Origin of the sequence: Ochrobactrum sp. WV_118_8, assembly GCF_039631535.1 — a bacterium.
In the GTDB taxonomy this organism is placed as follows: Bacteria; Pseudomonadota; Alphaproteobacteria; order Rhizobiales; family Rhizobiaceae; genus Brucella; species Brucella anthropi.
In genome coordinates this window covers 109,531-136,496 of record NZ_JBDIUZ010000002.1, presented here as the reverse complement: position 1 = coordinate 136,496, position 26,966 = coordinate 109,531, and the positions used below count along the sequence as shown (strand labels likewise).

The following is a 26,966-nucleotide window of genomic DNA, read 5'->3' as shown; positions in this document are numbered from 1 at the left end:
TGAAATAACTTTATAAAGCATCTTCCGGTGCTTTGACTGAAATGGGAAACAGCGATGAATACAACCGAAACCGGAACTGGCCGTAAAGTCTCCAACGGACCGGCTGCCGTATCGGTCAACAATGTCAGCATGATCTATAACGGCTTCCATGCCGTGCGTGCGGCATCTTTCGATCTCGCCAAGGGCCGTTTTCTGACCATTCTCGGGCCGTCGGGTTCCGGCAAGACGACGCTTCTCCGCCTTATCGCCGGTTTCCAGAAACCGAGCATCGGTGAAATATTCATCAACGATGAAGCTGTCAGCGCCGTGCCGCCGCACAAGCGCTCCATCGGCATGGTTTTCCAGAAGCTCGCACTTTTCCCTCATATGACGGCAGCCGAAAACGTCGCGTTTCCGCTGAAAATGCGCCGCTTCGATGCGCGCTCGATCCCTGAGCGGGTGGAACGCTATCTCGACCTCGTTCGTCTGAACGGCCTCGGCGGGCGCCGTGTGCACGAGCTTTCCGGTGGCCAGCAGCAGCGCGTGGCCATCGCGCGCGCCCTCGTTTTTGAACCGGACCTGCTTCTGCTCGACGAACCTCTGGCGGCCCTCGACCGCAAGCTGCGCGAGGAAATGCAGCTCGAATTTCGCCGTATCCAGCGAGAACTCGGCGTCACGACCATCAATGTCACCCATGACCAGCGCGAAGCGCTCGTCGTATCTGACGAAATCATCGTCATGGATGGCGGTGAAATCCAGCAGATGGCGCAGCCATCCGAGACCTATCGCAACCCGTCCAACGCCTTTGTGGCGAACTTCATCGGCGTCACCAATTTCATTTCCGGCAAGGCGTCTTCGCTCGACGGCAATCTCGTGCGGGTCGATGCCGGAATAGCTCTGGTAGGTATGGCAGGCGAGGGGCGCGAACCGATTGGCTCCGGCGCAAATGTCTCGTGTGCAATCCGCGCCGAACAGATCCGTATCGGCGGCAGCGCCGCGGCACATGCAGAACTCGATACCGTGCTTGAAGGCATCGTTACCGACGCGATTTTTGAAGGCGAACGCATCGTCTATGAATTGCAGGTTCCTGCCTTGGGAGATGTGTTGATGCGCGTCTTCGACCACGATCCCATCGGCCATAGCCAGTTTGCGGAAGGTGAAACCGTGCATCTTGGCTGGAACGCCCGCGATCTCATCGTCTTTGCCGCATGAATTGAAACGTTACGGGGAAACTCCAGAGGAGAAACAAAATGAGCAATCTGAAGAAGCCTTTTCTGATACTCGACCGCCGCCGCTTCCTGCAGAGCGCAGGCGCTTTTGCGGCCGCTGCCGGCACGACATCGCTCGGCCTGTCGCGCGCATTCGCTGAAGAACCGGCAAAGCCGAAGGAACTGATCGTGCGCGCCTGGGGTGGTAGCTGGGTGGAGGCGCTGAAAGCTGGCGTATCCGATCCGTTTACCGCCAAGACCGGCATTTCCATCCGTCACGACCTGACGGAAGACAACGAAATCCAGCCGAAGCTCTGGGCTGCGGTCGCGCAAAAGCGTGTTCCGCCGATCCACGTCAACTGGGATACGACCACCAATGCGACCAAATCGGCATTGCGTGGCGTGACGGAAGACCTGTCGGACCTGTCGAACCTCAAGAACACGACCGATCTTGCCAAGCCGGTTGGTCTCGACGGCTATCCGATCGTCAACACCTACGGCTATGTTTATGTGCTGGCCTATCGTCCGGAAGCCTTCCCGGATGGCCCGCCGAAGTCGTGGCACGCTCTGCTCGATCCGAAGTTCAAGGGACGCATCGCGCTTTATAATGACGGCATCGGCTTCCACTTCCCGGCACAGGTTGCCGGTGGCGGCAAGCTGGAAGACATTCCGGGCAATATGCAGCCCGCATGGGATTTCATCACCAAGGTGAAGCAGCAGCAGCCGCTTCTCGGCGAAGACCCGGATTTCACCACCTGGTTCCAGAAGGGTGAAATCGATCTGGCCTGCACCATTTCTACCAATGCGCGCGAAGCCCAGAAGAACGGCGTCAAGATCGACTGGACCGTTCCGGAAGAGGGCGCGAAGTTCGACACAGACGGCCTTTGGATTCCAAAGGGCTTGCCGGAAAACGAACTTTACTGGGCCAAGGAATATATCAACTTCGCACTAACCAAGGATGCGCAGCAGGTTTGGCTCGACGGCCTTGGCCTGCCGGGCGTCGTGCCGGGCCTGACCCCGCCCGCCGATCTGGTGAACGATCCGGCCTATCCGACCAAGGAAGAGGATTTCAAACACCTCATCCGTATTTCGGCAAAGGTGCAGGTGGAAAACGAGAGCGAATGGTTCTCGAAGTTCAAGGCCATCATGCAGGGCTGATCCAGCTCCTTGAAAAAAAAGACGGGTCGCCCGATAGGGCGATCCGTGTGCCCGGCATCCTCGGGCAAACATTTCGGACAAACATTCAGGAATTGAAACATGCGAGCGGCACGCACTGCCTATCCCATGACATGGCGCATCATGGACGCGCTGGAAGCAATCGCAGCCTTTTTGTGGCCCGCGCGGTTCAATCGCGCCGTGCCTTATCTGATGCTGCTTCCGGCGATTGTTCTGGTCGGACTGCTGGTGCTGGGCTTGATCCAGATCGCGGATACCAGCCTGCGCACGCTCGACACCTCGACGTTCCTGATGTCGGACTATTACACGCTCGCCAATTACAAGCGCGCACTGACGGAAAGCCTCTTTGCAACCGTGGCATGGCGCAGCCTGTTCGGCTCGCTCGTCGTGACCGCATTCACGCTTCTTCTGGCATTTCCCTATGCCTATCTCATGGTGCGCACGCCATCGGCTGCATTGCGCAAATTCCTGCTGATCGCGCTGTTCCTGCCCTTCTTCATCGGTCAGGTCGTGCGCGCCTATGGCTGGCTCATCATTCTCGGCAATCAGGGCATGGTCAACGAAGCGCTTGGCCTTGTCGGTATCGCGCCCATGCGGCTGCTCTACAATTATCCGGCAGTTCTGTTCGGCCTCATTCAATATATGTTGCCATTCGCCGTGCTGATGCTTGCACCGGCGCTGACCGCCATTCCGGAGGAAATGGAAGCGGCGGCAAGCTCGCTTGGTGCAAACTGGCTGCGGACCTTCGCCCATGTTGTCCTGCCCATGGCCCGTCCAGGCCTGATCGGCGCGGGACTGGTGGTAATGACGCTGTCGCTCACCGATTTTGCCGTACCGGCCATTCTGGGCGGCGGATCGCAGGATTTCATCGCCAATGCGATCTATGACCAGTTCTTCCGCACATCCGATCAGGGACTGGGCGCAACGCTTGCGCTGCTTCTGGTCGGCGTCGGTTCCATCCTTGTCGGGATCGTGTTCACGCTGTTCGGGGCTGGCACACTGGCCATGGGGAGGGCGCGCAAATGACCTCGCCACTGTCGAAATCCATCGTCATATGGACATTCGTGATCGCCGTTCTGGTGCTGCTTTCCGCACCGACCATCGTGGTGCTTGGCGCATCCTTCACATCCGGCAACATGATTACCTTTCCGCCGGAAGGGTTCTCATTGAAATGGTATCAGAAGATCGCCGGAACGAGCGACCTCTGGGATGCATTTCTGCGCTCGCTCTACGTCTCCTTCATCTGCACCATTGTCGCCATTCCGGTCGGAACGCTCGCTGGCATAGCGCTGGCGAAATATGCCGTGCGGTTTGAAAAGACAATCCAGATTTATCTGCTGTTGCCCTTCACCATTCCGCTGATCGGTTCCGGAATCGGTCTTATGCTGGTTTTCGGTCAGGCAGGGATTCTGGGCCAGCTCTGGCCGGTCGGGATTGCAGCCTGCGTCATCAATCTGCCCTTCATGATCTGGGCCGTAACGGCAAGTGCCGCCAATCTCGATGCCGATCTGGAACTCGCCGCCGCCAATTGCGGGGCTGGGCCGATCTCGACCTTCTTCTTCGTCACGCTGCCGGTCGTCGTGCCGGGCGTCATCAGCGGCTCGCTCTTGATGTTCATTCTGGCGCTGAACGAATTTCTGGTAAGCCTGCTTCTGGTCGATGCACGCATCGTCACGCTGCCGGTGCAGATCTACAATTCGATCCGGTCCATCATCACACCGGACCTTGCGGCCATCTCCGTCGTCTTCATCGCCTGTGCCGCTGCTGCCATCTTCCTGCTCGACCGGCTGGTCGGGCTCGACATCTTCCTCAAATCGAAATGACGGGTTGCGCCACCACCGCAGCCAACAAGGAGCCGATCATGTCCGATGTTTCTTTTCACGAACTGGCTAAACTGGACGACGCAGCGCGCGCCGAACTTCTCAAGCGCTCGGAAACCGACCTGTCGGGCTTTATCGAGAAGGTTAAGCCGATCATCGAAGCCGTTCGCACCGAAGGCGACGCGGCGCTTGTCCGCTTTGCGCGCGATCTCGACAAGGCAGAAGTCGATCCGGCGAACATCAAGGCAACGGAAGCCGAGTTTGATGCCGCTTTCGACAAGGTGGAAAAGGACGTGATCGAGGCGATCCAGTTCGGCATCGACAATATCCGCCATTTCCACGAGGAACAGAAGCCGGAGGCCATGTGGCTGAAGGAAATGCGTCCGGGCGCCTTTGCGGGTGACCGCTTCACCCCGATCCGCTCCGTCGCGCTCTATATTCCGCGTGGCAAGGGAGCCTTTCCGTCCGTCACCATGATGACCGCCGTTCCGGCTGTCGTTGCAGGCGTGCCTGATCTTGCCATCGTCACTCCGCCCACGCCGGATGGTTCGGTCGATGCCGCAACACTCGTTGCAGCACGGCTGGCAGGTGTAGAAACCGTCTACAAGGTCGGCGGTGCGCAGGCAGTCGCTGCTGTCGCCTATGGCACGGAAACGGTGAAACCGGCGCTCAAGATCGTCGGCCCCGGCAGCCCATGGGTGGTTGCAGCCAAGCGCCTGCTTGGCGGCGTCATTGATCCTGGCCTGCCAGCTGGACCTTCTGAAGCTGTCATTTTTGCCGATGATACGGTGAAAGGTGGCCTTGCGGCGCTCGATCTTTTGATCGAAGCCGAACACGGCCCGGATTCCTCCGCATGGCTGGTCACGCATAGCCGCCGCGTCGCGGAAGAGGCGCTTGCCGCATTGCCGGACCATTGGGCGCGCATGACCGAACAGCGTGTCGGCTTCTCCAAGACCGTGCTTACCGGCAAATATGGTGGCATCGTCCTGACGTCTTCCGTAGAAGAGAGCTACAAGTTCATCAACGACTATGCGCCGGAACATCTGGAGCTTCTTTCGACCGATCCGTTCGCGCATCTCGGCCATATCACAGAAGCTGCCGAAATCCTGATGGGACCGCACACGCCGGTCGTCATCGGCAATTTCGGCCTCGGCCCGAACGCCGTGCTGCCGACAAGCCGCTGGGCGCGGACCTATGGTCCGCTTTCGGTAACGGATTTCGTCAAGCGTTCGTCCATCGGCTATGTGACGGCTTCCGCCTATCCGGAATTTGCAAAACATGCCCGCACACTGGCGCGTTACGAAGGGTTCTCCTCACACGAGAACGCCGTGTCAGAAATCCGCAAGGATTACCTCTAGAAAGAGCCGGGGAGGCTGACGATGAAGGCTGTCCGGCTTTATGCGGCGAAGGATTTGCGGGTCGAGACAATCGACCCGCCGTCGCGGCCTGAGCCGGGCTGGGTCCGGCTGAAAGTGTCGGCTGCCGGTATCTGCGGCTCCGATCTGCATAATTTCATGACCGGGCAGTGGATCAGTCGTTCGCCTTCGGTCGCAGGCCACGAATTTGCAGGTGTAGTGACCGAAACTGGTGCTGGCGTGACCAGCTTCAAACCCGGCGATACGGTGATCGCGGACTCCCGCTACTGGTGCGGCGAATGCCAGTCCTGCAAAAGCGGCAGGCACAATGTCTGCGAAACGCTGGGGTTCATCGGTGAAGTCTGCGATGGCGGTTTTGCCGAGGAGACAGCACTTCCTGCACGGCTCCTCGTTCATTACGATCCGGCCATCAACCCGGTGGTCGCCGCCATGGGCGAACCGCTTTCGGTGGCGTTGCACGCCATCCGCAAGCAGCGCGTACCGTCGGGCGAGGCGGTCCTCGTTGTGGGTTGCGGGCCAATCGGCGGGCTTGCAGCGCTTCTTCTTTCCCGCCTGCATGACGGTCCGGTGCTGGTCTGCGACCGCAACGAGCAGCGCGCCAATCTTGTTTCAACTGTCACCGGCGCAACCAAGGTTCCGCTCGACAAGGCGGCAATTGAAGCCGCACTCGATGGCCAGCCAATCCGCTATGCCATTGATGCCACCGGTAATATCGGCGTCCTCAAGGCAATGCTCGACGTGCTTTCCGGCGGCGGTTCACTCGCACTTGTCGGCATATCCCACGGCAGGATCGAGCTTGATCCGAATAGTCTGGTCGAGCGGGAGATCAGCCTGATCGGCTGCCATGCCTATCAGGACGAACTGCGTGAAATTGCAAAAATCCTGCCCGATCTTGAGGCGTCGCTGTTGCAGCTTGTCGACCGGGAAATATCGCTCGATGAGGTTCCGGACGCCTATGCCCGGCTGATTGCCGGTGAAGCGGACGGCTTGAAAACGATCATACGGACAGGGATGTGACTCATGGGTGCTGGCGACAAATCGGAATCCCATCATGCCGCCGACATGGAACTGCCCGAAACCGCCGGGCCGCTCTATGAGAAGGTCAAGGCGCAGGTGCTGGACAACATCCGCTCCGGTCGCTGGCCCGGCAATCATCGCCTGCCTTCGGAACATGAACTGGTGGATGCACTCGGCATTTCCCGGATGACCGTCAACCGGGCCCTGCGCGAACTGACCGATCAGGGCATATTGAAGCGTATTCAGGGCGTCGGCACTTTCGTCGCGCCCCCGAAGCCGGAAACGACGCTGATCGAAGTCGTCAACATCGCCAATGAAATCAAGGCGCGTGGCGGGCAGCACCGCGCCGAAGTCGTCACCCTCGACATTATCGAACCGACGCCCGAACTGCTCAATGCGTTCGAACTGCATAAGAGTATCCCCATCGCCCATTCGCTGATCGTGCACCTCGAAAACGAGGTGCCGGTGCAGCTTGAGGAGCGGTTCGTCAATACGAGTCTCGTGCAGCATTACGAATTGCAGGACTTCCGGGCTATCACGACTTACGATTATCTTCAGAAAAGCACTCCGATGACCGAGGTTGAGCAGGTCATTTCGGCGATAACACCAGACGCGGAAATTGCGCGTCTGCTGCGTCTCGATGATGGTATTGCCTGCCTGCTTCTGGACCGCCGGACATGGACGGGTGAAACGGTTGCGACCGTCAACAAGCTGATCTATGCCGGAAATCGTTACCGTCTTGGCAGCCGTTACAAGCCTGAAATATATAGATAATCCAAACCACTCCGTAACGATCACATTTATCTGACCCAGTGCTTTTCACTGGTTGTGTTGACATTTACTGATTCTCGTAACATTTATAGTTACATGAAAAGAGACAGCAAATTATCGGGCGTTCTGCACGTCCTTCTCCACATGGCGGAACATAAAGGGCCGGTCACATCGGAGGTTCTCGCCAAGGCCATGACCACCAATCCAGTCGTCGTGAGACGTGTCATGGGCGGCCTGCGAGAGCAGGGCTATGTTCGCTCGGAAAAGGGACATGGCGGCGGGTGGGAGATCGCCTGCGACCTCAATAAGGTTACCTTGCGCGACATTTACGAGGCCATCGGAGAACCAGCGCTTCTGGCCATGGGAAACCGCACCGAAATGCCGGGCTGTCTGGTGGAGCAGGCAGTCAATGCCTCGCTCAGCAAGGCATTCACCGACGCCGAAAACCTTCTTCTGGAGCGTTTTGGCGAGGTCACGCTCGCCATGCTGAGCGCGGATTTTCATCAGCGCGCGCTGGAGCGCGGCGTAACATTCGATCTGGAGAGCAGTCATGCATCATGATGCAATCATTATCGGCGGCAGCTTCGCTGGCTTGTCTGCCGCAACCTATCTGGCGCGCGGCAGACGATCTGTCCGCGTGATCGACGCTGGAAAACCGCGCAACCGTTTCGCCGAACATTCGCATGGTTTCTTTGCGCAGGACGGCAGCAACCCGCTGTCCATGCTGGAAACGGCAAAAGCGCAGGTCGAAGCCTATCCGACTGTCACGTTCACACAAGGGAAGGCCGTTTCCGGTAGTGGCGAAATCGACAACTTCGCGATCGAACTTGATAGCGGCGAAATCGTTGAAGGGCGCAGACTGATCCTTGCTTTCGGTATATCGGATGAACTGCCGGATATTCCCGGCCTCGCGGAGCGATGGGGCAATTCCGTCATTCATTGTCCTTATTGCCACGGCTATGAATTCAGCGACCGTCAGCTTGGCGTTCTCAATATGTCGCCGATGTCGGTGCATCAGGCCATGCTGATCTCCGAATGGGGATCGACAACCTTCTTCATTGACAAGGGACTGGAGCCGGATGCGGAGGCATTCGCAGAACTGGAACGGCGCGGCGTGAAGATAGAACGCAGCCCGGTCCGTGCGTTGCACGGCGAGGGGATCGACATTTCAGAGATCGAACTTGAAGACGGGCGACTGGTCCCACTCAATGCGCTTTACATCGGGCCACGCAATTGGCTGAATAGCCAGATTGCCGACACGTTCGGCTGCGCAATGGATGAACTGCCACTCGGCAGAACGATACAGACAGACGGGTTGAAGACGACAACGGTACCAGGCATTTTTGCGGCGGGCGATATTACCCGTGGCGCACACAGCGTCGCCTGGTCGGTCGCTGATGGCGTGACGGCAGGAACTGCGGCGCATCGATCTCTGGTGTTTTAGCCTCCCAATTTGTTGCAATCCGGCTACATTGGCACATCTGTCTGCGGCCGTCATATATCAGCCCCTTGCTTACACGCTCCAGTCCTGCAAATTCAGCGTTCGTGGCCCTTTCCGCAGTAGGGATTCTAGGGCCGGATCGAGGAATCCATGGTCACCGGGTCAGTTAACTCAAGACCGCTCGCAGGCATCGCGCTTGCTTGCGGCGGTTACGCCTGTTTCGCCCTTCAGGACGCGATGGTAAAATGGCTCGTCGCGACCTATCAGGTGCCGCAGATATTGTTCATGCGCAGTCTGGTGATCGTAGTCATTACCGGCGTACTGATACGCTATCGCCGCCATCCGTCCATTTTCCGAAGCCCATATCGCAACACCATCGTCCTTCGTGCCGCACTTATGCTTGGCGCGTGGCTGCTGTTCTACAATGCGGCCCGCCATCTCGAGCTGGCAGAACTGACCACACTTTATTTCTCCGCACCGATCATGGTCATGTTCCTGTCGATCCTCGTGCTCAAGGAGAAAATCGGACCGGGGAGGTGGATCGCCTGCGCCGTAGGTTTTGTCGGTGTAACGGTTGCTGCTAATCCCACCCATTCGCCCAATCTCATTCCCGCCGCCATGTGCATCGTGGCAGGTTTCTGCTGGGCGTGGAGCACGATCCTGGTCCGGCTCGTCAGCCGCAGCGAAACCACGATGACGCAGATGTATGCCACCGGCCTGCTTTTCGGTCTGGCCTGCGCGCTGTCCTTTCCGTGGACATGGCAGGACCCCGATCTCTCCGGCTGGCTTCTGATGATCTGTCTGGGACTTGTATCGACACTCGGCCAGTTCCTTCTCTATGAAGGATTTCGCCATGCACCCGCCTCGGCGCTGGCGCCAGTGGAATATAGCGGGCTCATCTGGGCCTTTATCTACGGTTATCTCATCTGGGCGGAGGTTCCGGCAGCAAATGTGTTTGCCGGTGCATTCCTCATCGTGCTGGCAAGCCTGCTGCTCATCGCCTGGGAGCAACGGCAGGCAAACCTGCGCAAACGCCGCGCCCCCTGTTGAAAGCCCACTCCAAAACTCGCCCTGTGTGGCTGCAAATGGCAATTTGTCTCCGTTCCGGTGCTCATGTACCCAAAAGTACATTGTGCTCCGGTGCTCGAAAATCACCATTTTCGCACACACATGCCGCTTTTGGATTCAGCCTCTAAGGCGCGGCCGCGTCACTCTTGAAGCGATGTCAAACCGCTTCTGCGGTCTGCCCGAGCGGTAGCGGGAACAGTCTGTCATATGCAATGTTGAACACAAACGCATAGACCAGATAGAAAACGACAATCGCTATATCCATCACAAGGGCGGCAATCAGCGAAATTCCCAGATACCAGGCGATGAACGGGATCAGCAGCACGATCAATCCGGCTTCAAAAAGGATTGCGTGAAGAACACGGACAGCCATGCTCTTGTTGACGCTACCCGTGAAACGCAGCATCGCCTTGTCAAAGCCCAGATTGAACAGAAAATTCCACACGGTTGCAGTGGTTGCCGAAACAACCCCGATCACGCCCATCTCTGCTGCAGGCTTGTCCAGAATGAAGGCGGAACCGGGTATGAAGATCGCCAGACCGATGATTTCGAACATCGTTGCGTGGCGGACACGGTCCATAAAACTGCGCATTTCCTTTAATCCCTGTTGTTAATGCGCGTGCTTCTATCTTATTCTGGCGATAAGAAAAGTTAGATACTATCTGGATTTGCGATAAATGAGTATCGAACTCGAACAGCTAGAAGCCTTTGTGGCCTCAGCGGATCACGGCTCGTTCTCCGCTGCCGCGCGATATTTGCGCAAGGCGCAGTCCGCCGTCAGTGTGCTGGTTTCCTCGCTGGAAGACGATCTCGACGTCAAGCTGTTCAGCCGTGCATCCCGCAATCCGGTGCTCACGGAGGCGGGTGCGCGGCTGTTGCCGGAAGCGCGGTTGCTGCTTGCCCGGCGTGAACATCTGATTTCCGTCGCCAGAAATTTCGGCGATCATGTTGAAAGCCGTCTCGTGGTCGCAATCGACGAGCTTTATCCCGAACCGGCTATCGCGACGCTGTTTGCAGCCTTCGCGCAGGAATACCCGCATGTCGAACTGGAGCTGACTTTTCCGCCGTCAACGGCAATAAGCGGGCTTGTGCTGGAAGGAAAGGCGGACCTCGGCGTGATGTGGCGCGCCGAGCAGATGCCGGATGAACTTGGCTTCCACACCATCGGATGGGTGCCTCTGGTTCTCGTCTGCGGGCGAGAGCATCCACTGGCTCATACGGCGGTCAGCTGGGAAGATTTGAGATCGTTTCGCCAGATCATGGCCCGAAAGCACAGCGATACGGCTGAAAGCCGTCGTCTGCGGGTGGGTGCCGAGGTCTGGTGGGTGGAGAGCCACTGGGTTATCCTGCAGATCCTCACGCGGGGGATCGGCTGGGCATTCATTCCCGAACATATCTTGCAGGATTCACCGCTGGCGCCGGAACTCGTCATTCCGAAACTGCAGTTCGACGAAGGTGCGCATCCGGTCGCGCTTGAGCTGATCTGGAACAAGCGGCGACGGCAGGGGCCAGCCGCCCAATGGCTGCAGAAGCGCTTTGCCAAGAGCCGCTTTTGAACTTCCGGCGACGAAGGTGCAAAGGGCAGGGAATACCCCTGCCCAAAGCGGATTATGCCTTTGCGGCTTCCACAAAACGTGGATCGAAAGTTTGCGCAAATGAGATATCCGCACTTGCCAGTTCCGGATCGAGCGCCTTGAGCATTTCGAACAGGCTCTTGAATCCGTCTTCCGCAATCAGGCCCTTTTCGGAATACATGGCGCGGGACTTCTCGAAGCCGGTCTTGTAAAGCTCGCGGTCGCCCAGCAGATACTCTTCCGGCACAGCATCTGCCACTTCATCGGCCGAAGCCTTGTGAATCCAGTTCAGCGATTTGACGAAAGCGTTGACGACCCGCTGCGTCGTTACCGGATTTGCATCGATGAAGCTCTGCTGCACATAAACGGTCGCGGCTGGATTGGTGCCACCGAAAAGCTGGCGCGTGCCTTCTTCGGTGCGCGTATCCAGAAGCAAGGTGATGTCGCCATCCACTTCCAGTCGCGTGATGACCGGGTCAAGATGGACGAGGGCTGCAATTTCGCCCTTCTTGACGGCTGCGACCGCGCTTGCGCCACCGCCGACACCTATGATCGAAGCGGCATCTGCTGCCAGACCGTTCTTGATGAGCGCATATTGCAGCAGCAGCGAGGTTGAAGAGCCCGGCGCCGTGACACCGACATTCTGGCCCTTGAGATCAGCAATCGTCTTGATTTCGCCTGCGAGGTCCTTGCGCACGCCGATGCAGATGCCCGGAAAGCGGCCAAGCTCGCAGACGGCCTTGATGTCCTGTCCCTTGTTCTGCATGCGAATGGTGTGTTCGTATGCGCCGGTTACCACATCAACAGAACCGCCGATCAGCGCCTGCAGGGACTTTGCGCCGCCACCAAAATCATTGATGGTCGCCTTGATGCCTTCTTCCTCGAAGAAACCCTTGCGCTCGGCAATGGTGAGGGGAAGGTAATAGAAGAGCGGCTTGCCACCAACACCGAACATCAGCTCCGGCTTTTCCGGCGTCGCAGATGCATCCTGCGCGTAGGCAGGCAGGCGCGAGGCAATACCCGCAAACCCGAAGGCGGCGGCGCCCAGCAATATATCTCTACGTGTTGTCCTCATGGTTTCCTCCTTGAATCCTCTTAACCGTTGTGTCCGGCAGCTTTCGGGCGCCAGACAAGCAGGCGCTCCTCGACGATGGACACGCCCCAATCGATGAGCAGTACGAATGCTGTCAGCACCAGCATACCGGCAAAGACACCGGTGACGTCGAACACGCCTTCCGCCTGATGGATCAGATAGCCGAGACCTGCCGACGAGCCGAGATATTCGCCGACAACCGCGCCGACGACGGCAAAGCCGACAGCCGTATGCAGGCTTGAAAACATCCAAGACAGCGCCGATGGCAGATAGACATTGCGCAGAAGCTGGCGCTCGTTCATGCCAAGCATACGCGCATTGGCGAGCACTGTCTGATTCACTTCCTTCACGCCCTGATAGACGTTGAAGAAGACGATGAAAAAGACGAGTGAGACGCCGAGCGCCACCTTCGACCAGATGCCGAGGCCGAGCCACAGCGCGAAGATCGGCGCCAGCACGACGCGCGGCAACGAATTGGCTGCCTTCACATAAGGGTCGAAGATCGCCGCGAGCAAAGGCTTGCGGGCAAACCAGAACCCGATCAGCACGCCGCCAATTGCGCCAATGGCAAAGGCCAGCATGGCTTCAAGCAGCGTGATGCCGAGATGATACCAGATCGTGCCTTCCGCAAACCACTTGTAGATGCGTTGCGCCACATCGCCTGGCGTCGCAAAGAAGAACTTCGCCTTGGCCGGATTGCCTAGCAGATGGGTGGCGGTGAAGAGGTGCCAGACCAGAATAACGGCGACAGCCACGCTGAGCTGCGCCAGAAACAGCATAGGCTTTTTCATTTCTTTTCCCCACTCGTCTGCTGATAGCCCTTGAGAACCTCTTCCTTGAGCGCGCTCCATATTTCGCGATGGATTTCGTGAAACTTGTCGTCGAGACGAATTTCGGAAATCTCGCGTGGGCGGGCGAGGGGGATTTTATATTCGGCCATGATGCGGGCACGCGGCCCGGCGGACATGATGACGACGCGATCCGCCAGCGCGATAGCCTCTTCCAGATCGTGGGTCACGAACATGACCGCCTTCTTGTCCTGCGACCACAGGTCCAGCAGAAGGTCGCCCATGATAACCCGCGTCTGTGCGTCGAGGGGACCGAAGGGTTCATCCATCAGCAGATATTTCGGATTGCGGATCAGCACCTGCGCAAGGCCGACGCGCTTGCGCTGTCCACCCGACAGCATATGCGGATAGCGGTCGCCGAAACTTGCAAGACCGACGCGGCCGAGCCACTCACGGGCCTGTTCGCGCGCCTGAGCCTTCGAGGTGCCTGCAATTTCCAGCCCGATGGAGACATTGTCCAAGACAGTCTTCCAGGGCATGAGGGCATCCTGCTGAAAAAGATAACCTGCCTTGCGATTGAGACCCTGCAGCCGCTGGCCGCTGATTTCGACCGTACCGCTGGCCGGTACGAGAAGCCCGGCAACGGCATTGAGCAATGTGGATTTTCCGCAGCCGGTCGGACCGACAATCGCCACGAACTCGTTTTCAGCAACTTCAAGATTGCTTTCGGCGACAGCATCGAAGCGGCCGCCATCGGCCAGCTTGAACGAAATCTGCACATCCTTGAGCGCGATTGCAGTCTTGCGTGTTTCTTCCGGCTGAATACGGCTTGGTTCGGCGCTCATCGCTCGTCACATCCGGTGAACTTACGATGTGCTTTGCCATAACGGCTCATATTTCCGCTCCTTTTCGGGTAGCGCCTCATGAATGGGGGAACAGACAAGACGCGGGATCTTGGCATCTAAAATGAGACGCAAAAATTTGCGATAGAGTCCCTTCGTATAACGTCCCGGTAAGAACATGCAACGAAAAGCGGACAACACATTTCATTCTGTCGACAATAATATGTCTATACGAAATATTATTGCGATCAGCCACGCCAGGTCAAGAAACGCTTCTCGATCTGCCCGATGATGAAATTGACGATCAGTCCCATCACCGACAGGATTGTGACTCCGGCAAACAGCTTTTCAAGATCGTAAAGCGATCCGGCTTCAAGGATATAGGAACCGACGCCGAACTGGGCGCCGAGCATTTCGGCTGCGACCAGCAGAATGATGGCGATGGAGATCGACACTCGCAGCCCGGACAGGATCGCCGGAAAGGCTCCGGGCAGGATGATCTTGCGCACGATCGACCACCATCCGAGACCAAAGCTCTGGCCCATGCGCACAAGCGAACGATCCACATTATCGACCGCGCCGTAAGTGGCGACGACGGTGGGCGTAAAGGTGCCGAAGGCAATGAGCATATATTTCGACATTTCATCGATGCCAAACCAGATCACGAAGAGTGGCAGGAGTGCGATCTTCGGGATCGGAAAGAGGGCGGCAACGAGCGGCACCAGACCGGCGCGGACATAGCTGAACAAGCCGATCATTACCCCGAGACTCACACCGACCGCGATGCCGAGACTGGCGCCGACAACAAGCCGCCGCAGCGATGGCAGCAGATGCTGCCACAGGAGGCCGGTCTGCCAGAGCTGGACGAAGGTTTCCAGCACGGCGGATGGGCGCGGCAATGTCAGATTGGATATGAAGCCGCTGCGGGTTCCGATTTCCGCCAGCGCCAGCAGCGCTATAAACAGGATCAGGGCCATGTGGCGCACCGGCTGAGGTGCGAAACCGCCCCCCCGGAAAGGAACCGGGCGAACATCCTGGCTGGATTGCTTCATTTCTGCGATCTCAACCATTGATCAACTCCTGATCTGCTGCCTGCGCTTCCGCCCGCATCAGCTCCCAGAGCTGCTTCTGCTTTTCTTCCAGAACGGGGTCGCCAAGGTGACGCTCGGAAAGCGGAATATCGATATCGACAATTTCCCTGATCCGTCCCGGCCGTCGCGACAGCACCACCACTCGATGGCCGAGCCGCACCGCCTCGTTGAGATTGTGCGTGACATAGACCGAGGTGAATGGCTGGCGCGTCCACAGCGCAATCAGATCATCCATCAGCAGTTCCCGTGTCTGGCTATCGAGCGCCGACAAGGGCTCATCCATCAACATGACGGCAGGGCGTACCGACAAGGCGCGTGCAATCGCCACGCGCTGGCGCATGCCACCCGAAAGCTGCTTCGGCAATGCCTGTCGGAAATCCGACAGCCGGGTGCGCTCCAGAACATTGGTCACGATCCTGTCCATTTCCGCCCGGCCAAGACCATGATCCTCCAGCACCAGCTTGATATTTCCTTCCACGCTGCGCCATGGCAGCAGCGCAAAGTGCTGGAAAACATAAGTGAGGGGATTGAGTGAATCCTTCGGCGGCGAGCCTATCTGCAGCACTTCGCCCGAGGATGGCCGCTCAAGACCGCCCAGAAAACGCAGGAGCGTGGACTTTCCGCAGCCCGAAGGGCCGATCAGGCAGACGATCTGCCCCTGCGGGATGGTAAGCGATATATCTTTGAGAACTTCGACCGGACCATAAGAATGGCTGATGTTTTTCAGTTGCAGATCCATTTCAACTCCAGTCAGAAAGTCCGCCCTTCGACGTTAGAGCGCGTTTCGATATGATTGGATCAAATCCGCGCTCTATCTCGTTGTTTTGACGCGCATCCCGGTTTGGAATACCTGTCGTCGGGCTTTGCGCCCGACAAAACCTGTCGGGCACGGAATGTTCAGTTTCAACCAGCCTCAGCCAGTCTCAAATTGTCTTGACGTAGGATGTGTCGAACAGCTTTTCCTGTGTGACGGCTTCCTTGACCATGCCTTCGGAGCGGAACCAGTCGAGCTGCTCCACGCAGCTGTTGAGCGACAAGGCCAGCCCCTTGTTGATGCGCATAGCACCATCGATAAGGTTCTGTTTTGCCGTCTCGAACGGGCTGTCGCTTTCGACATATTTGTGCACGATCTTTGCAATGTCGTCGCGCGCTGCATCGTCTGCAGTGTTGTCGACAAAGGCCGCATTATAATCGTCGATTGCCTTGGAATAGGCTTTGACGAAGGCTTCGGTCATGGCGCGCTCGTCGGACGCATTCTTAGTAGACGTGAATGCTGTCGTGACCTGATAATCCGGCGCATAATCGGAGACGAGACCGATCTGCTTTGCAGCGCCCTCACGGATGAGCTTCTTGGCGATATTGGGCTGGATGGCCCAGGAATCGATCTGCCCGGTCGACAGGGCACCGACAACAGCGCCGAGCTTCTGCAATGGGCGCAGCTGGATTTCAGAAAGAGGAATATTGTTGGCCTTGGCAATCTTGTGCGCCATGAAATGGAATGACGATCCTGCCGTAGTGATGCCAAAACTGTGTCCCGCCAGCTTGGACGGTTCCGTCAGCCCGCCTTCATAGGCCTTGTTGGAGGCCAGAATGACATTGCCGGTAATGCCTTTTTCTTCTGCAAGCGCACCGCCGATGACCTTGATCGCACCCTTGTCGGCCAAACTGATCAGACCGCCGCTCATTGCCGTCACACCGAAATCGGCATCGCCGGATGCGATGGCGACAGCCATGGGCTGGGCGGCTTCGAAGAACTTCAACTCGATATCGAGACCAGCATCTTTGAAATAGCCACGCTCGTGCGCGATATAGCTCGGCGCATGGCTCGCCAGATGGAGAACGGCCAGATTTCGCGTCGCGGCGCGGGCAGGGGAGCCGAAAGCTGTGCTGATGCCCAACGCACCAAGTCCCATCAATGTCTGACGGCGTGTCAGGGTGAAATCCATTCCGGTTCTCCTCCGATGCGGGTGTCAGCCTGGCGCAACAGATTTCCTGCTAGGCCCGGCAAACAAAATTTCATTACGTCTCTGCCACGGAAAAATATGGAAGATTGCTTTCGCATAAAGTCACATAGCGGGATTTTCAATAAGATTAACGGTCACGTACTTGTTCTGCCGCCAATGCACCGGCATCGATTCTCCGCAGAAACGGGTCTAACCGAGCCAGTATTGGACCTGAAGCCATCTCAGGCAGAAGATGCCCGCCAGCCAGTCCTTCGCCGTCAACATCGATGGCCCAGTCTGCCCATATATCGAGCGGTTCGCGCCCGCCGCCATAACGTCGGCCGTGTTCCCAGAAAACCAGAACCGGCGCATGAATGCGCCGTCCTGCCGCCCGATCCGCAAGATCGTCAGCTTCATCCACACCTGCGCCTGCGCGGTAATCCTCGCATATCCAGTGCCGGACTTCCGCGCTGTCAAAGGCTTCCCGATAATCCGCAAGTGCAAGCGGATGCAGCTTGTCGAGACCATGCGCCATCTTCTGCAAGGTCGTATCGATCATGAAACGAGGATTGCCGGAAAGAAGCATTTCAGGCAGCGGTTCGGGCTGTGCCAGCATGAACCAGTGCCACGCCCCCATGCCGAAAGCCTTGCTGGCGCCTTCCCACATTTCCGGAGTCGGTACGACCGTCACGGATACCAGTCCAACCACATTGTCCGGGTGATCCAATGCCATGCGATAGGCGACACGCCCACCGCGATCATGCCCGATCACAACAAACCGCTCATGCCCGAGCGCCTGCATCAACGCGACCAGACTAGCGGCCATCCGGCGTTTTGATCCGGCACCAACAGGATTGGACGTGATGCGGCTTCGTCCATAGCCCGGCAGATCAGGCACGACGACTGTGCGGGAGCGGGCGAGTTCAGGGGCAATGCGATGCCATGCAGCCATGGTTTCCGGATAACCGTGCAGCAACAGAACCGGCAGGCCTTTACCGCCAGTCATGACGGCGAAACGAACATCATTCGTTTCCACTTCCCGCATCTCAAAGCCGGGAAAGAGCTGCTCGATTGCTGGTTTCATACCCCACCGTTTTGATCTCGTCGGAAACTGATTCAGTTGAAAGTGCTATACTAGAGCAATTCCTGTTTTGATTGAAACATTGGAATCAGGCCACCGCGCAACCCGTCCGCGCGATGGCCATACAACCAGCCTTTATTTCATTTGCTTTGAAGAGACAGCCAGCGGGTTGCGTGTATGTTCATCAGATTGTCGCTGTAGCCTTCAACCTTATCTGCCACGAGCGCTTGTGATGAAGGATAGAGCAGTGGGATGACCGGAACCTCTTTCAGCAGAATGCGCTCAGCCTGAGCAAGGGTTTCAGCCCGCGCTCCGGTGTCGGTCATCGTTTCCGATTTTGTAATCAGCGCGTCATAATCCTTGTTCGACCAATCGGAATTATTGAAATAATTGTCGGTCGTGAACATGCTCAGGAAGGAATAGGCGTCGTTGTAATCGCCGATCCATGCCTGATAGGCAAAATCATACATGCCTTTTTCATGCAGATAATTGAAATAAGTCGCGCCTTCGACTTCGTCCTGTGAAGCATTGATGCCAATATTCTTGAGCATGTCTGCGATAGCAATCATCGTGTTCTTGTTGTTGACCGAAGTGGCATAGCGCAGCTTGACCGACAGGCTTCCCGGTGCGACACCGGCCTCCTTTAGCAATTCCCTGGCCTTGTCCTCACGATCCAGAATATCGATATTCATGTAATCCAGCCGGGGCGCGTCCACGACATAGTTTTCAGTACCGGGAGGCACCATCGAATAACCCGGCATCATCATGCCACGCCGGATTTCATTGGCCAGAAACTTTCGATCAATCGCCATCGATATGGCTTCACGCACACGAGGATCGCGCAACTTACTATCCGGTTCGCCTCTGACACTGACATAAAAGGTGCCGAAATAGGGGGCGACACGCAGATTATGCCCCAGATTGGACTTGATGTAGTCCATCTGCTCGGCGGGGACCGTACCGCAAATGTCGATCTCCCCGGCCTCAAACCGGCGCATGCACGACGCCGGTTGTTCGAATGGAATCCAGTTCACCACGTCGATCTTTACATTGGATGCATCCCAGTAGTTCGGGTTTTTCTTCATGACGATCTGCGCATTTGGTGTGAAGCTGGCCAATGTATAAGCACCGTTCGACACCATGTTTCCTGCCAGAGTGAACTTGTCGCCGTATTTCTCGACGGCTTTCCTGTTTAGCGGCAAGGTCGTCGGATGGGTCAGCAGTGAAAGGAAATAAGGGGTAGGGGACGTAAGCGTGATTTTCAGCGTGCGGTCGTCAAGCGCCTCGACGCCCAGCTGATCCAGTGGGAGCTTGCCGGTATTGATTTCCCTGGCGTTCTTGATCGCATAGAGAACATTGGCATAACCCGCACCAGTCTTCGGGTCGATGATACGGTGCAGCGAATATTCGAAATCACCTGCGGTAACCGGATCGCCGTTCGACCATTTTGCACCCGCGCGCAAATGGAACGTATAGGTCAGTCCGTCGGGAGAAATATCCCACGACTGCGCCACACCCGGTATCAGCTCGCCCTTTGCATCTTCGGTAACAAGCCCCTCATAGAGATCACGCAGCAAAGCGCTTTCATTGACCGTCGTTGTACGGTGCTGATCCAGTGTTGATGGATCGCTGCCGCTGTCACGGTTCAACACGGTTTCGGCTGACGCGACGGTAGCCAACGAAAAACAGCAAGCGCCTGCAAGAAAGAAACTGCGATGCATAAAGCCCTCCCATTGATGGCGCGACCCCGATCCGGAGTCGCCAGACGCATCGAATGTATATTTCTTGTTTTAATCTTACTATTTTAAGTAATAACCCCCTAATTATTGTGATTAATACTTTAATAGCACACATATAAGCACGAACTATAATTCGCTTATTAGAATTTGCGATTATAGAAAACATTTTTATGTTTTACCTTGACGACGTTTTAGACCGGAAAAGTATTTCCGGTCATATTTTTATATTTGTGAGGGGACATGAAGTTTACTTTATCGCTGGCAGGCTGCATTGCGACGGCATGCAGTGCATCTGCAGCCTATGGCGCAGACGCAGTCATCGCGCCGGAACCGGAATCGACACAATACGTCCGGGTTTGTGACGCATACGGCGCGGGATATTTCTATATTCCCGGAACTGAAACATGCCTGCGGATACATGGCTATGTCCGCTATCTTATGCAGGGCGGGGACGATGTTTATGGCCGCGGCTTCACTGACAAGGACGGCACACCTCATCTCCAGCGTAACAGCAAGCGCGATAGCTGGGACAATTCTGCCCGTTTCACATTACGTGCCAGCACGGCATCCGAAACGGAGCTCGGCACACTAAAAACCTATGCGGAAACCCGCTTTCAGTGGGGCAATGGCAAAGATTCCGGCTCCACCGGCTCGTTGCGCGTCGCATATATCGATCTGGCGGGACTGCGTGTCGGCCTCGATTTTTCGACGTTCATATCCTTCGTGGGGTATCTCGGCGACGTCTTTAACGATGATGTGATCCTTGCAGGCGGCTATCGTACAGGCTTGATCAGCTATACCTACTCCGGCAGCAATGGCATTTCGGCAATCCTGTCGCTGGAACAGGGCAACAATCTCGATACAGATAAGCAATACGGCTTTGACGGCACTATAAGTGACTATACCCCGCACGTCGTCGGTGGTCTGAAATATGCTCAAGACTGGGGCGCGGTCATTACAGTTGCTGCATACGATGCCCGGAACGAAAAATGGGCGGGCAAGCTGCGTGGCAATCTCAACATCAATGACAAGCTGTCCGTATGGGCCATGGGTGGCTTTAAGTCCAACAAAGACAGCTATATGGACGTCAAAGGCGACAACGGACAAGCTGCAGGCCAGGTTCGCGCGATCAATAGTTTCTACGGTCAATGGGGCGGCGACTGGGCTGCCTGGGGTGGCGGCGCTTACAAAATATCCGACAAGGCCATCATCAATGCCCAGCTTTCTTACGATGCCACAGACACGTTCTACACGACGGCAAACGTCGCTTACGAACTGGTTCCTGGCTTCACGGTCACGCCCGAAATCTCTTACGTGCGCTGGCGTGACAAAAAGTCTGTCCTTAACGGGTCAGACGCGTGGCAAGGCCTGATCGCGCTCCAGCGGACATTCTGAGACAGACAGAAAGAGGCGCCTGAAAAGGCGCTTCTTTTCATGAGCGATCAAGCTTCCCTTGGCATCAACATTGTTTTAGCAAGTTAGGGATGCGACGTTTTTAGCAAGATAGAAATGCGACAGGTGCTGACGTTCAGCCCCCATTCCGAGAGGCTGGTCAGGGTTGCAAGCGAGGAATGGGGGCGGGTGAATATCCACCTCTTCGGCTTTAGCTTTGAGAGTGCCAAATGTCATTAAAGATGGGCATTTCACTCGGCTGCAGCCAACCGGGCTAATGCTTTTTCCCGACGTGCAGTAACTTCAGGATCGTTCATGTAAGCGGTGCGCGATTTGCGCTCACGCTTCTGATAACCGTTGGCTGTGCTGCCGTCGCGAACACCAAACATGTGGTTCGTCTGCCCCGTTCTGCGTGGTCCACTCTTACTGCGTTGCAATTCCCGACCTGCCTGCATCTCGGCCACAATCGATAGCATGTCATCCAATCGCTTGTTCTCGACAACAGGCGACCGGTGAACAGAACGAAGCTTGTCGAAGGTTGTATAGGGCAGGGTGTCCGTTCCATGCATGATCTCCAGACGGCCATCCGGATAATCGCAGACAATCACCTTCTGTCGGGCCAGCCGCTTTGCAAGCTCCGTCGGCTCCAGGATGAACAGCACCTTGTCGTAACGCAGCGTCAGTGTTTGCGAAAGTGTCCGTACTTCCTTCCGGCACATCGCGCTGTCGATGTTCTCATGCCCGGCCAGCGGTCGATGCATATCCTTCGGATTGCGCGGCTCCTTGCCAAACCGGGCATTGAAGTCTGCAATATATTCCGGCGCATAAGCATTTGCTGCTTCGATTGTATCAATGCCGCGCAGTCGCAATTCCTTCACCAGGCGATCCTGCAAAGTCCTGTTGGCCCGCTCGACACGGCCTTTGGCCTGCGGAGTATTGGCACAGATAATATCGATGTTGAGCTCATAAAGTGCCCGACCAAACTGTGTCAGGCCGCTTGTTCGATCTTTCTCTGAACCATGTGTGGAGCGAAACACACCATGCTTGTCGCTGTAAAAGGCCAGCGGCTTGCCCCATTCCTGCAAGTAGGCCTTCGTCGCATGAAAATAATCGAATGTATTCTCTGATCCGGCAAAACGCAGATGCAGAAGCTTGCCGGTGGCATCGTCAATATAAACGAGGAGGGCGCATTTGGGACCCCGCTCCTCAAACCACCAGTGATGCGACCCGTCGATCTGCACCAGTTCACCGAAACAATCCCGCCGGCCGCGCGGCTGATGCAGTTGTCGCTTGCGTTCACGACGCGACGTCCACAACCCAGCCACCGTCATCCATTGCCGCAGCGTCTCCTTGCTGACCGAAAGCTGGTGTCGTTCGGCAAGCTTCTCACAGGCCAGTGTCGGACCGAAATCCCGATAATAACCCCGCACCAAATCCAGAACACCATTGCGGAAATCTTCGCTGTAACGATGATTGCTCAGGCGACCGCGTCTTCCCGAAACCAGTCCAGCACTCCCAAGTTTATCGTAAGCCTGTAAAAGACGATGAATCTGGCTGCGGCTGAGATCGAGCAATGCGGTGGCCTGTATAACGGTCAGGCGGCGATCCCGTATCTTCTGAATGACTTCCAATCGATTGAGTTCTCTCTGCGACATAGTAATCAAACAAGACATGGCAACTCTCTAAACTGATACACATCAATAGAGAGCCAGTCTTCCTTTCCTCGTTCGATCTGAACAGAGCACGCGACCTAAAAATGTCGCATCTCTATCTTGCCCATCTGTCGCATCTGTATATTGCTGTTATAAACATTAATCAGATAATATGTATTATGGAACTACCCTATATCCATCTGTCCTGAAACATCGCGACAACCGCTTGCGGCGCTATCGACATCTAAGCCCTGAATATCCGCGGCACCAAACACTAGAGAAATGGCACTGAAAACGAGCATGTAACTTCCAGCGAATCGGACCGTTTTTCCACCTCGTTTCAGCTGACATTCAAACGTCGCAAACGGCGGAAATTACGGCGTTTTTCGGGCGCGCTCAGCGGCCATTTCTACTTTGTAAATCCGGTGAAAACCCATAGTTCCGTACCAGAATGCGAGCACTTAATTCGCTCAAGAAAATGTGAATATGTTAATTAAGTCAAAGTGTTGATAAGTTCTCTTGCAAGTGGCGCGCTTATCCATAAGATGCGGGCCATTTCAAAAATTTCAAAGGAGGGGTTCTCAAATGTATCGTAAATTTCTACTGACAGGTGTGTGTCTTCTGGCGCTGGCTGGCGCAGCTTCGGCTGAAGTCGTTCTCAATCGCGGCAACGACACTGATCCGGCGACACTGGACCATCATCGCACCTCGACGGTGGCTGAAGGCAATGTCATGCGCGACTTGTACGACGGCCTGACTATTCAGAACGCAAACGGCGAAGCAGTTCCGGGCGTAGCCAAATCCTGGGATGTTTCCGAAGACGGTACGGTCTACACCTTCCATCTGCGCGATGACGCAAAATGGTCGAACGGCGATCCGGTCACGGCCGGTGATTTCCAGTTCACCTTCCGCCGCCTGATGGACCCGAAGACAGCCGCCGGGTACGCCAGCATGCTGTTCATCATCAAGAACGCCGAAGATATTGCCGGTGGCAAGAAGCCGACTGACCAGCTCGGCGTTGAAGCCGTCGATGACCATACGCTCAAGGTCACGTTGAACGCCCCTGCTCCGTATTTCCTTGAGCTTCTGACCCACCAGACCGGCTTCCCGATGAACCAGAAAAGCGTCGAGGCAAATGGCGACAAGTTCACCACGCCTGGCAAGATGGTGACGAACGGCGCCTATATGCTGGAAAGCTTCACACCGAACGACAAGATCGTGATGAAGAAGAATCCGTATTACTATGAAGCGGATCAGGTGAAGATCGATACGGTCAACTGGATACCGTTCGAGGATCGCGCGAGCTGCATGCGCCGTTTTGAGGCGAAGGAAGTGCAGATTTGCTCCGACGTTCCGGCCGAGCAGATGGACTATGTGAAGAAGAACCTTTCCAAGGAATTCCGCATGGCGCCTTATCTCGGCGTCTATTATCTGCCGGTAAAGGGCAAGACCGCCGACAGCAAGCTGAAGGACCCACGCGTCCGTCAGGCCATCTCAATGGCCATCGACCGTGATTTCATTGCCGATCAGGTCTGGCAGGGTACCATGCTTCCGGGCTATTCGATGGTTCCTCCGGGCATCGCCAATTATGTGAAGGATGCGCCGAAGCTCGACTATTCCGACGACATGCTGGAACGCGAAGACAAGGCCAAGGAACTGTTGAAGGAAGCTGGCGTCGAACCGAACACACTTTCGATCGAACTGCTTTATAACACCTCGGAAAACAACAAGAATACCATGGCCGCCATCGCCGATCAGCTCGGTAATATCGGCGTCAAGGCTTCACTGAACGAGACCGAAGGTGCGACCTACTTCAACTTCATGCGCGACGATGGTCCGTTCGATATCGCGCGTGCAGGCTGGATCGGTGACTATAACGATCCGCAGAACTTCCTTTTCATCAGCCAAAGCAATGTGAGCTTCAACTATTCCAAGGTGAAGAACGCCGACTACGATGCGCTGATGGCGAAGGCAGAAAAAAATCTCGATCTCAACGAGCGCGCCAAGACGCTGGCTGAGGCTGAAAAGCTGAAGCTCGATGAGATGAGCAATATCCCGATCCTCTATTATTCGTCGCGCGCCCTTGTTTCGGACAAGATCGACGGTTGGAACGACAACCTCATGGACAGCCACAAGACGCGCTGGCTCTCGTTTAAGCAATAAATTTTCAGCTTGGGCTGCGCCTGTTGGCGCGGCCCTTTTCTCTTCCGGCAGTTCCGGAGGGCCCTCTTTTGTCGGGGCTAACATTTTTTAATAAGCATATGGGAGTTTTCAATGGTTCGCGGATTCTTGATGACAGGCGTTTGCCTGATGGCGCTAGCCGGTGCCGCATCGGCAGAAACAGTGCTCAACCGGGGCAACGATACCGATCCCGCCACGCTGGACCAGCACCATACAACCACCGTTTCGGAAAACCGTGTTCTTCGTGATCTTTATGAAGGTTTGTTGGCGCAAAACGAGAAGGGCGAAGCCATTCCCGGAGCGGCCGTATCATGGCATATTTCCGAAGACGGCCTCACCTACACATTCCACATGCGCGAGAATGCCAAATGGTCGAACGGTGACCCTGTTACCGCCGGCGATTTCGAGTTTTCCTTCCGCCGCATCATGGACCCGAAGACGGCTGCCGGTTATGCCAGCGTCCTCTACGCCATTAAGAATGCCGAGGAAGTTGCCACCGGCAAGATGCCGGTCGATCAGCTCGGCGTGAAGGCACTTGACGACAAGACGCTGCAAATCACTCTCAAGAACCCTGCCCCTTATTTCCTCGAACTTCTCACTCATCAGACCGGTTTCCCGGTCAACAAGAAGGCTGTCGAGAAGTTCGGCGACAAGTTCACCCTGCCCGGCAACATGGTGACCAATGGCGCCTATACGCTTGTCAGCTTCACTCCCAATGACAAGATCTCCATGAAGAAGAACCCGAATTACTGGGACGCTTCCAATGTGAAGATCGATGCGGTGAACTGGATACCGTTTGAAGACCGGGCAAGCTGCATGCGCCGCTTCGAGGCGAAGGAAGTCGATATCTGTTCCGATGTTCCTGCCGAACAGATGGACTATGTGAAGAAGAACCTCGGCGGTCAGTTCCGCCTCGCTCCCTATCTTGGCATCTATTATGTCGACATCAAAGGCGAGCCATCGAGCAAGCTGCGCGATCCGCGCGTGCGCAAGGCCATATCGATGGCCGTCGATCGTGAGTTCCTCGCCAATGAGGTCTGGCGTGGCGTGATGTTGCCAGCCAGTTCCATGGTGCCACCCGGTATTGCGAATTACGTCAAGGACGCGCCGAAGCTGGATTTCGCCGACGAGGATGTGCTGGACCGCGAGGACAAGGCCAAGGAATTGCTGCAGGAAGCCGGTGTCCAACCGGGCAGCCTTTCCGTGACGCTGCGCTACAATACCTCGGAAAATCACAAGAATACCATGGCGGCGCTTGCCAACATGCTGGGCAATATCGGCATCAAGGCAACGCTCAACGAAGTCGAAGGCGCCACCTTCTACAACTACCTTCAGGAAAAGGGTATGTTCGACATCACCCGTGACGGCTGGATCGGCGATTACAATGATCCGAATTCGTTCCTGGAGCTTTATACCACCGGCAATTACTTCAATTATGCCGAATGGTCGAACAAGGATTACGACGCGTTGATGGCGAAATCTGCAACAACGACCGATCTCGCCGAGCGTGCAAAAATCCTGGCTGAAGCAGAGAAGATACTGCTCGGCGACGGCGCTGTCGTACCGCTGATGTATTATTCGTCCACCGCCCTCGTTGCCGACCGTGTTCAGGGTTACGAAGATAACCTCATGAATTCGCACGGCACGCGCTGGTTATCGACAAAGAATTAAAAACAAAAAAGAAACAAGCCCTTAGTGGGATTTGCCGGATCGTTTCAAAGCGGTCCGGCAAAG

24 protein-coding genes and 1 pseudogene are annotated in these 26,966 nt (G+C 56.2%); 15 read left to right on the top strand and 10 right to left on the bottom strand.

What is annotated here, in order from left to right:
- Positions 1 to 54 precede the first annotated feature (54 nt).
- The 11 genes and pseudogenes from ABDF71_RS14845 to ABDF71_RS14795 all read left to right on the top strand — a co-directional run.
- On the top strand, positions 55 to 1,191 hold the full coding sequence (locus ABDF71_RS14845) for an ABC transporter ATP-binding protein (protein WP_029927431.1): 1,137 nt from the start codon (positions 55 to 57) through the stop codon (positions 1,189 to 1,191).
- Positions 1,192 to 1,229: 38 nt separating this feature from the next.
- The gene (locus tag ABDF71_RS14840; protein ID WP_151663813.1) at positions 1,230 to 2,345 is read left to right on the top strand and encodes an ABC transporter substrate-binding protein; all 1,116 of its coding nucleotides are present in this window, start codon (positions 1,230 to 1,232) and stop codon (positions 2,343 to 2,345) included.
- Positions 2,346 to 2,444: 99 nt separating this feature from the next.
- Positions 2,445 to 3,389, top strand: coding sequence for an ABC transporter permease (locus ABDF71_RS14835; RefSeq protein ID WP_029927429.1), 945 nt, complete (start codon positions 2,445 to 2,447; stop codon positions 3,387 to 3,389).
- Positions 3,386 to 4,186 (top strand): ABC transporter permease, encoded by an 801-nt coding sequence (locus ABDF71_RS14830; protein WP_010658778.1) that lies wholly within the window; start codon positions 3,386 to 3,388, stop codon positions 4,184 to 4,186. The genes ABDF71_RS14835 and ABDF71_RS14830 overlap by 4 nt, the downstream gene beginning before the upstream one ends.
- A 38-nt stretch (positions 4,187 to 4,224) precedes the next feature.
- Positions 4,225 to 5,541, top strand: a complete 1,317-nt coding sequence (gene hisD / locus ABDF71_RS14825) for a histidinol dehydrogenase (RefSeq protein WP_010658779.1) — start codon at positions 4,225 to 4,227, stop codon at positions 5,539 to 5,541.
- Between the two features lie 21 nt (positions 5,542 to 5,562).
- Positions 5,563 to 6,576, top strand: coding sequence for a zinc-dependent alcohol dehydrogenase (locus ABDF71_RS14820; RefSeq protein ID WP_151663812.1), 1,014 nt, complete (start codon positions 5,563 to 5,565; stop codon positions 6,574 to 6,576).
- Between the two features lie 3 nt (positions 6,577 to 6,579).
- Complete coding sequence (gene hutC / locus ABDF71_RS14815) at positions 6,580 to 7,350, top strand: histidine utilization transcriptional repressor HutC (protein ID WP_010658781.1); 771 nt, start codon at positions 6,580 to 6,582, stop codon at positions 7,348 to 7,350.
- 93 nt (positions 7,351 to 7,443) lie between these two features.
- Positions 7,444 to 7,908 (top strand): Rrf2 family transcriptional regulator, encoded by a 465-nt coding sequence (locus ABDF71_RS14810; protein ID WP_012092979.1) that lies wholly within the window; start codon positions 7,444 to 7,446, stop codon positions 7,906 to 7,908.
- Positions 7,898 to 8,791 (top strand): NAD(P)/FAD-dependent oxidoreductase, encoded by an 894-nt coding sequence (locus tag ABDF71_RS14805; protein ID WP_010658783.1) that lies wholly within the window; start codon positions 7,898 to 7,900, stop codon positions 8,789 to 8,791. Before ABDF71_RS14810 ends, ABDF71_RS14805 begins: the two co-directional genes overlap by 11 nt.
- A 147-nt stretch (positions 8,792 to 8,938) precedes the next feature.
- Positions 8,939 to 9,838 carry a DMT family transporter gene (locus tag ABDF71_RS14800; RefSeq protein WP_010658784.1) on the top strand — a complete coding sequence of 300 codons (900 nt, stop codon included), beginning with the start codon at positions 8,939 to 8,941 and terminating at the stop codon, positions 9,836 to 9,838.
- A gap of 35 nt (positions 9,839 to 9,873) precedes the next feature.
- Positions 9,874 to 10,004, top strand: a pseudogene (locus ABDF71_RS14795) (flagellar basal body P-ring protein FlgI); the annotation flags it as partial.
- A gap of 9 nt (positions 10,005 to 10,013) precedes the next feature.
- Here the strand turns inward: ABDF71_RS14795 and ABDF71_RS14790 are convergent.
- Positions 10,014 to 10,448: a PACE efflux transporter gene (locus ABDF71_RS14790; protein WP_012092982.1), complete on the bottom strand. Its 435-nt coding sequence runs from the start codon at positions 10,446 to 10,448 to the stop codon at positions 10,014 to 10,016.
- Positions 10,449 to 10,533: 85 nt separating this feature from the next.
- Between ABDF71_RS14790 and ABDF71_RS14785 the strand changes: the two genes are divergently transcribed.
- On the top strand, positions 10,534 to 11,412 hold the full coding sequence (locus ABDF71_RS14785) for a LysR family transcriptional regulator (protein ID WP_151663811.1): 879 nt from the start codon (positions 10,534 to 10,536) through the stop codon (positions 11,410 to 11,412).
- 52 nt (positions 11,413 to 11,464) lie between these two features.
- Here the strand turns inward: ABDF71_RS14785 and ABDF71_RS14780 are convergent, their stop codons facing one another.
- From ABDF71_RS14780 to ABDF71_RS14745, 8 genes are all read right to left on the bottom strand, one after another.
- Positions 11,465 to 12,505, bottom strand: coding sequence for an ABC transporter substrate-binding protein (locus tag ABDF71_RS14780; RefSeq protein ID WP_258124353.1), 1,041 nt, complete (start codon positions 12,503 to 12,505; stop codon positions 11,465 to 11,467).
- 20 nt (positions 12,506 to 12,525) lie between these two features.
- Positions 12,526 to 13,314 carry an ABC transporter permease gene (locus ABDF71_RS14775; protein WP_029927414.1) on the bottom strand — a complete coding sequence of 263 codons (789 nt, stop codon included), beginning with the start codon at positions 13,312 to 13,314 and terminating at the stop codon, positions 12,526 to 12,528.
- Positions 13,311 to 14,156, bottom strand: coding sequence for an ABC transporter ATP-binding protein (locus ABDF71_RS14770; protein WP_010658789.1), 846 nt, complete (start codon positions 14,154 to 14,156; stop codon positions 13,311 to 13,313). Before ABDF71_RS14770 ends, ABDF71_RS14775 begins: the two co-directional genes overlap by 4 nt.
- Positions 14,157 to 14,401: 245 nt before the next feature.
- The gene (locus ABDF71_RS14765; protein WP_012092987.1) at positions 14,402 to 15,223 is read right to left on the bottom strand and encodes an ABC transporter permease; all 822 of its coding nucleotides are present in this window, start codon (positions 15,221 to 15,223) and stop codon (positions 14,402 to 14,404) included.
- Entirely contained in the window at positions 15,216 to 15,983 is a 768-nt protein-coding gene (locus tag ABDF71_RS14760; RefSeq protein ID WP_010658791.1) for an ABC transporter ATP-binding protein, read from the bottom strand. Before ABDF71_RS14760 ends, ABDF71_RS14765 begins: the two co-directional genes overlap by 8 nt.
- 184 nt (positions 15,984 to 16,167) lie before the next feature.
- Complete coding sequence (locus ABDF71_RS14755) at positions 16,168 to 17,190, bottom strand: ABC transporter substrate-binding protein (RefSeq protein WP_010658792.1); 1,023 nt, start codon at positions 17,188 to 17,190, stop codon at positions 16,168 to 16,170.
- 145 nt (positions 17,191 to 17,335) lie between these two features.
- Positions 17,336 to 18,271, bottom strand: a complete 936-nt coding sequence (locus ABDF71_RS14750) for an alpha/beta fold hydrolase (protein WP_151663809.1) — start codon at positions 18,269 to 18,271, stop codon at positions 17,336 to 17,338.
- A 137-nt stretch (positions 18,272 to 18,408) separates the two neighbouring features.
- Complete coding sequence (locus tag ABDF71_RS14745) at positions 18,409 to 19,989, bottom strand: peptide ABC transporter substrate-binding protein (RefSeq protein ID WP_151663808.1); 1,581 nt, start codon at positions 19,987 to 19,989, stop codon at positions 18,409 to 18,411.
- A 258-nt stretch (positions 19,990 to 20,247) separates the two neighbouring features.
- Here ABDF71_RS14745 and ABDF71_RS14740 point away from each other — a divergent pair, with 258 nt between their 5' ends.
- Positions 20,248 to 21,402 (top strand): porin, encoded by a 1,155-nt coding sequence (locus ABDF71_RS14740; protein ID WP_258124352.1) that lies wholly within the window; start codon positions 20,248 to 20,250, stop codon positions 21,400 to 21,402.
- A gap of 248 nt (positions 21,403 to 21,650) precedes the next feature.
- Here ABDF71_RS14740 and ABDF71_RS14735 read toward each other — a convergent pair whose 3' ends face one another.
- Complete coding sequence (locus tag ABDF71_RS14735) at positions 21,651 to 23,072, bottom strand: ISNCY family transposase (protein WP_151610612.1); 1,422 nt, start codon at positions 23,070 to 23,072, stop codon at positions 21,651 to 21,653.
- 564 nt (positions 23,073 to 23,636) lie between these two features.
- Between ABDF71_RS14735 and ABDF71_RS14730 the strand changes: the two genes are divergently transcribed.
- Both ABDF71_RS14730 and ABDF71_RS14725 read left to right on the top strand, forming a co-directional pair.
- A complete protein-coding gene (locus tag ABDF71_RS14730) occupies positions 23,637 to 25,214 on the top strand; it encodes a peptide ABC transporter substrate-binding protein (RefSeq protein ID WP_500061675.1) in 1,578 nt (525 codons plus the stop codon).
- A gap of 111 nt (positions 25,215 to 25,325) precedes the next feature.
- Positions 25,326 to 26,903: a peptide ABC transporter substrate-binding protein gene (locus ABDF71_RS14725; RefSeq protein ID WP_010658797.1), complete on the top strand. Its 1,578-nt coding sequence runs from the start codon at positions 25,326 to 25,328 to the stop codon at positions 26,901 to 26,903.
- Positions 26,904 to 26,966: the final 63 nt, after the last annotated feature.

Bases quoted from the DNA above. Each gene is read 5' to 3' on its own strand.
- ABDF71_RS14835 (WP_029927429.1), top strand. From the start codon at position 2,445: ATGCGAGCGGCACGCACTGCCTATCCCATGACATGGCGCATCATGGAC.
- ABDF71_RS14760 (WP_010658791.1), bottom strand. From the start codon at position 15,983: ATGGATCTGCAACTGAAAAACATCAGCCATTCTTATGGTCCGGTCGAA.
- ABDF71_RS14770 (WP_010658789.1), bottom strand. From the start codon at position 14,156: ATGAGCGCCGAACCAAGCCGTATTCAGCCGGAAGAAACACGCAAGACT.
- ABDF71_RS14785 (WP_151663811.1), top strand. From the start codon at position 10,534: ATGAGTATCGAACTCGAACAGCTAGAAGCCTTTGTGGCCTCAGCGGAT.
- ABDF71_RS14845 (WP_029927431.1), top strand. From the start codon at position 55: ATGAATACAACCGAAACCGGAACTGGCCGTAAAGTCTCCAACGGACCG.
- ABDF71_RS14790 (WP_012092982.1), bottom strand. From the start codon at position 10,448: ATGCGCAGTTTTATGGACCGTGTCCGCCACGCAACGATGTTCGAAATC.
- hisD (WP_010658779.1), top strand. From the start codon at position 4,225: ATGTCCGATGTTTCTTTTCACGAACTGGCTAAACTGGACGACGCAGCG.
- ABDF71_RS14820 (WP_151663812.1), top strand. From the start codon at position 5,563: ATGAAGGCTGTCCGGCTTTATGCGGCGAAGGATTTGCGGGTCGAGACA.
- ABDF71_RS14805 (WP_010658783.1), top strand. From the start codon at position 7,898: ATGCATCATGATGCAATCATTATCGGCGGCAGCTTCGCTGGCTTGTCT.
- ABDF71_RS14800 (WP_010658784.1), top strand. From the start codon at position 8,939: ATGGTCACCGGGTCAGTTAACTCAAGACCGCTCGCAGGCATCGCGCTT.
- ABDF71_RS14735 (WP_151610612.1), bottom strand. From the start codon at position 23,072: ATGTCTTGTTTGATTACTATGTCGCAGAGAGAACTCAATCGATTGGAA.
- ABDF71_RS14780 (WP_258124353.1), bottom strand. From the start codon at position 12,505: ATGAGGACAACACGTAGAGATATATTGCTGGGCGCCGCCGCCTTCGGG.
- ABDF71_RS14775 (WP_029927414.1), bottom strand. From the start codon at position 13,314: ATGAAAAAGCCTATGCTGTTTCTGGCGCAGCTCAGCGTGGCTGTCGCC.
- ABDF71_RS14750 (WP_151663809.1), bottom strand. From the start codon at position 18,271: ATGAAACCAGCAATCGAGCAGCTCTTTCCCGGCTTTGAGATGCGGGAA.
- ABDF71_RS14765 (WP_012092987.1), bottom strand. From the start codon at position 15,223: ATGGTTGAGATCGCAGAAATGAAGCAATCCAGCCAGGATGTTCGCCCG.
- ABDF71_RS14725 (WP_010658797.1), top strand. From the start codon at position 25,326: ATGGTTCGCGGATTCTTGATGACAGGCGTTTGCCTGATGGCGCTAGCC.
- ABDF71_RS14810 (WP_012092979.1), top strand. From the start codon at position 7,444: ATGAAAAGAGACAGCAAATTATCGGGCGTTCTGCACGTCCTTCTCCAC.
- ABDF71_RS14840 (WP_151663813.1), top strand. From the start codon at position 1,230: ATGAGCAATCTGAAGAAGCCTTTTCTGATACTCGACCGCCGCCGCTTC.
- ABDF71_RS14740 (WP_258124352.1), top strand. From the start codon at position 20,248: ATGAAGTTTACTTTATCGCTGGCAGGCTGCATTGCGACGGCATGCAGT.
- ABDF71_RS14745 (WP_151663808.1), bottom strand. From the start codon at position 19,989: ATGCATCGCAGTTTCTTTCTTGCAGGCGCTTGCTGTTTTTCGTTGGCT.
- hutC (WP_010658781.1), top strand. From the start codon at position 6,580: ATGGGTGCTGGCGACAAATCGGAATCCCATCATGCCGCCGACATGGAA.
- ABDF71_RS14755 (WP_010658792.1), bottom strand. From the start codon at position 17,190: ATGGATTTCACCCTGACACGCCGTCAGACATTGATGGGACTTGGTGCG.
- ABDF71_RS14730 (WP_500061675.1), top strand. From the start codon at position 23,637: ATGTATCGTAAATTTCTACTGACAGGTGTGTGTCTTCTGGCGCTGGCT.
- ABDF71_RS14830 (WP_010658778.1), top strand. From the start codon at position 3,386: ATGACCTCGCCACTGTCGAAATCCATCGTCATATGGACATTCGTGATC.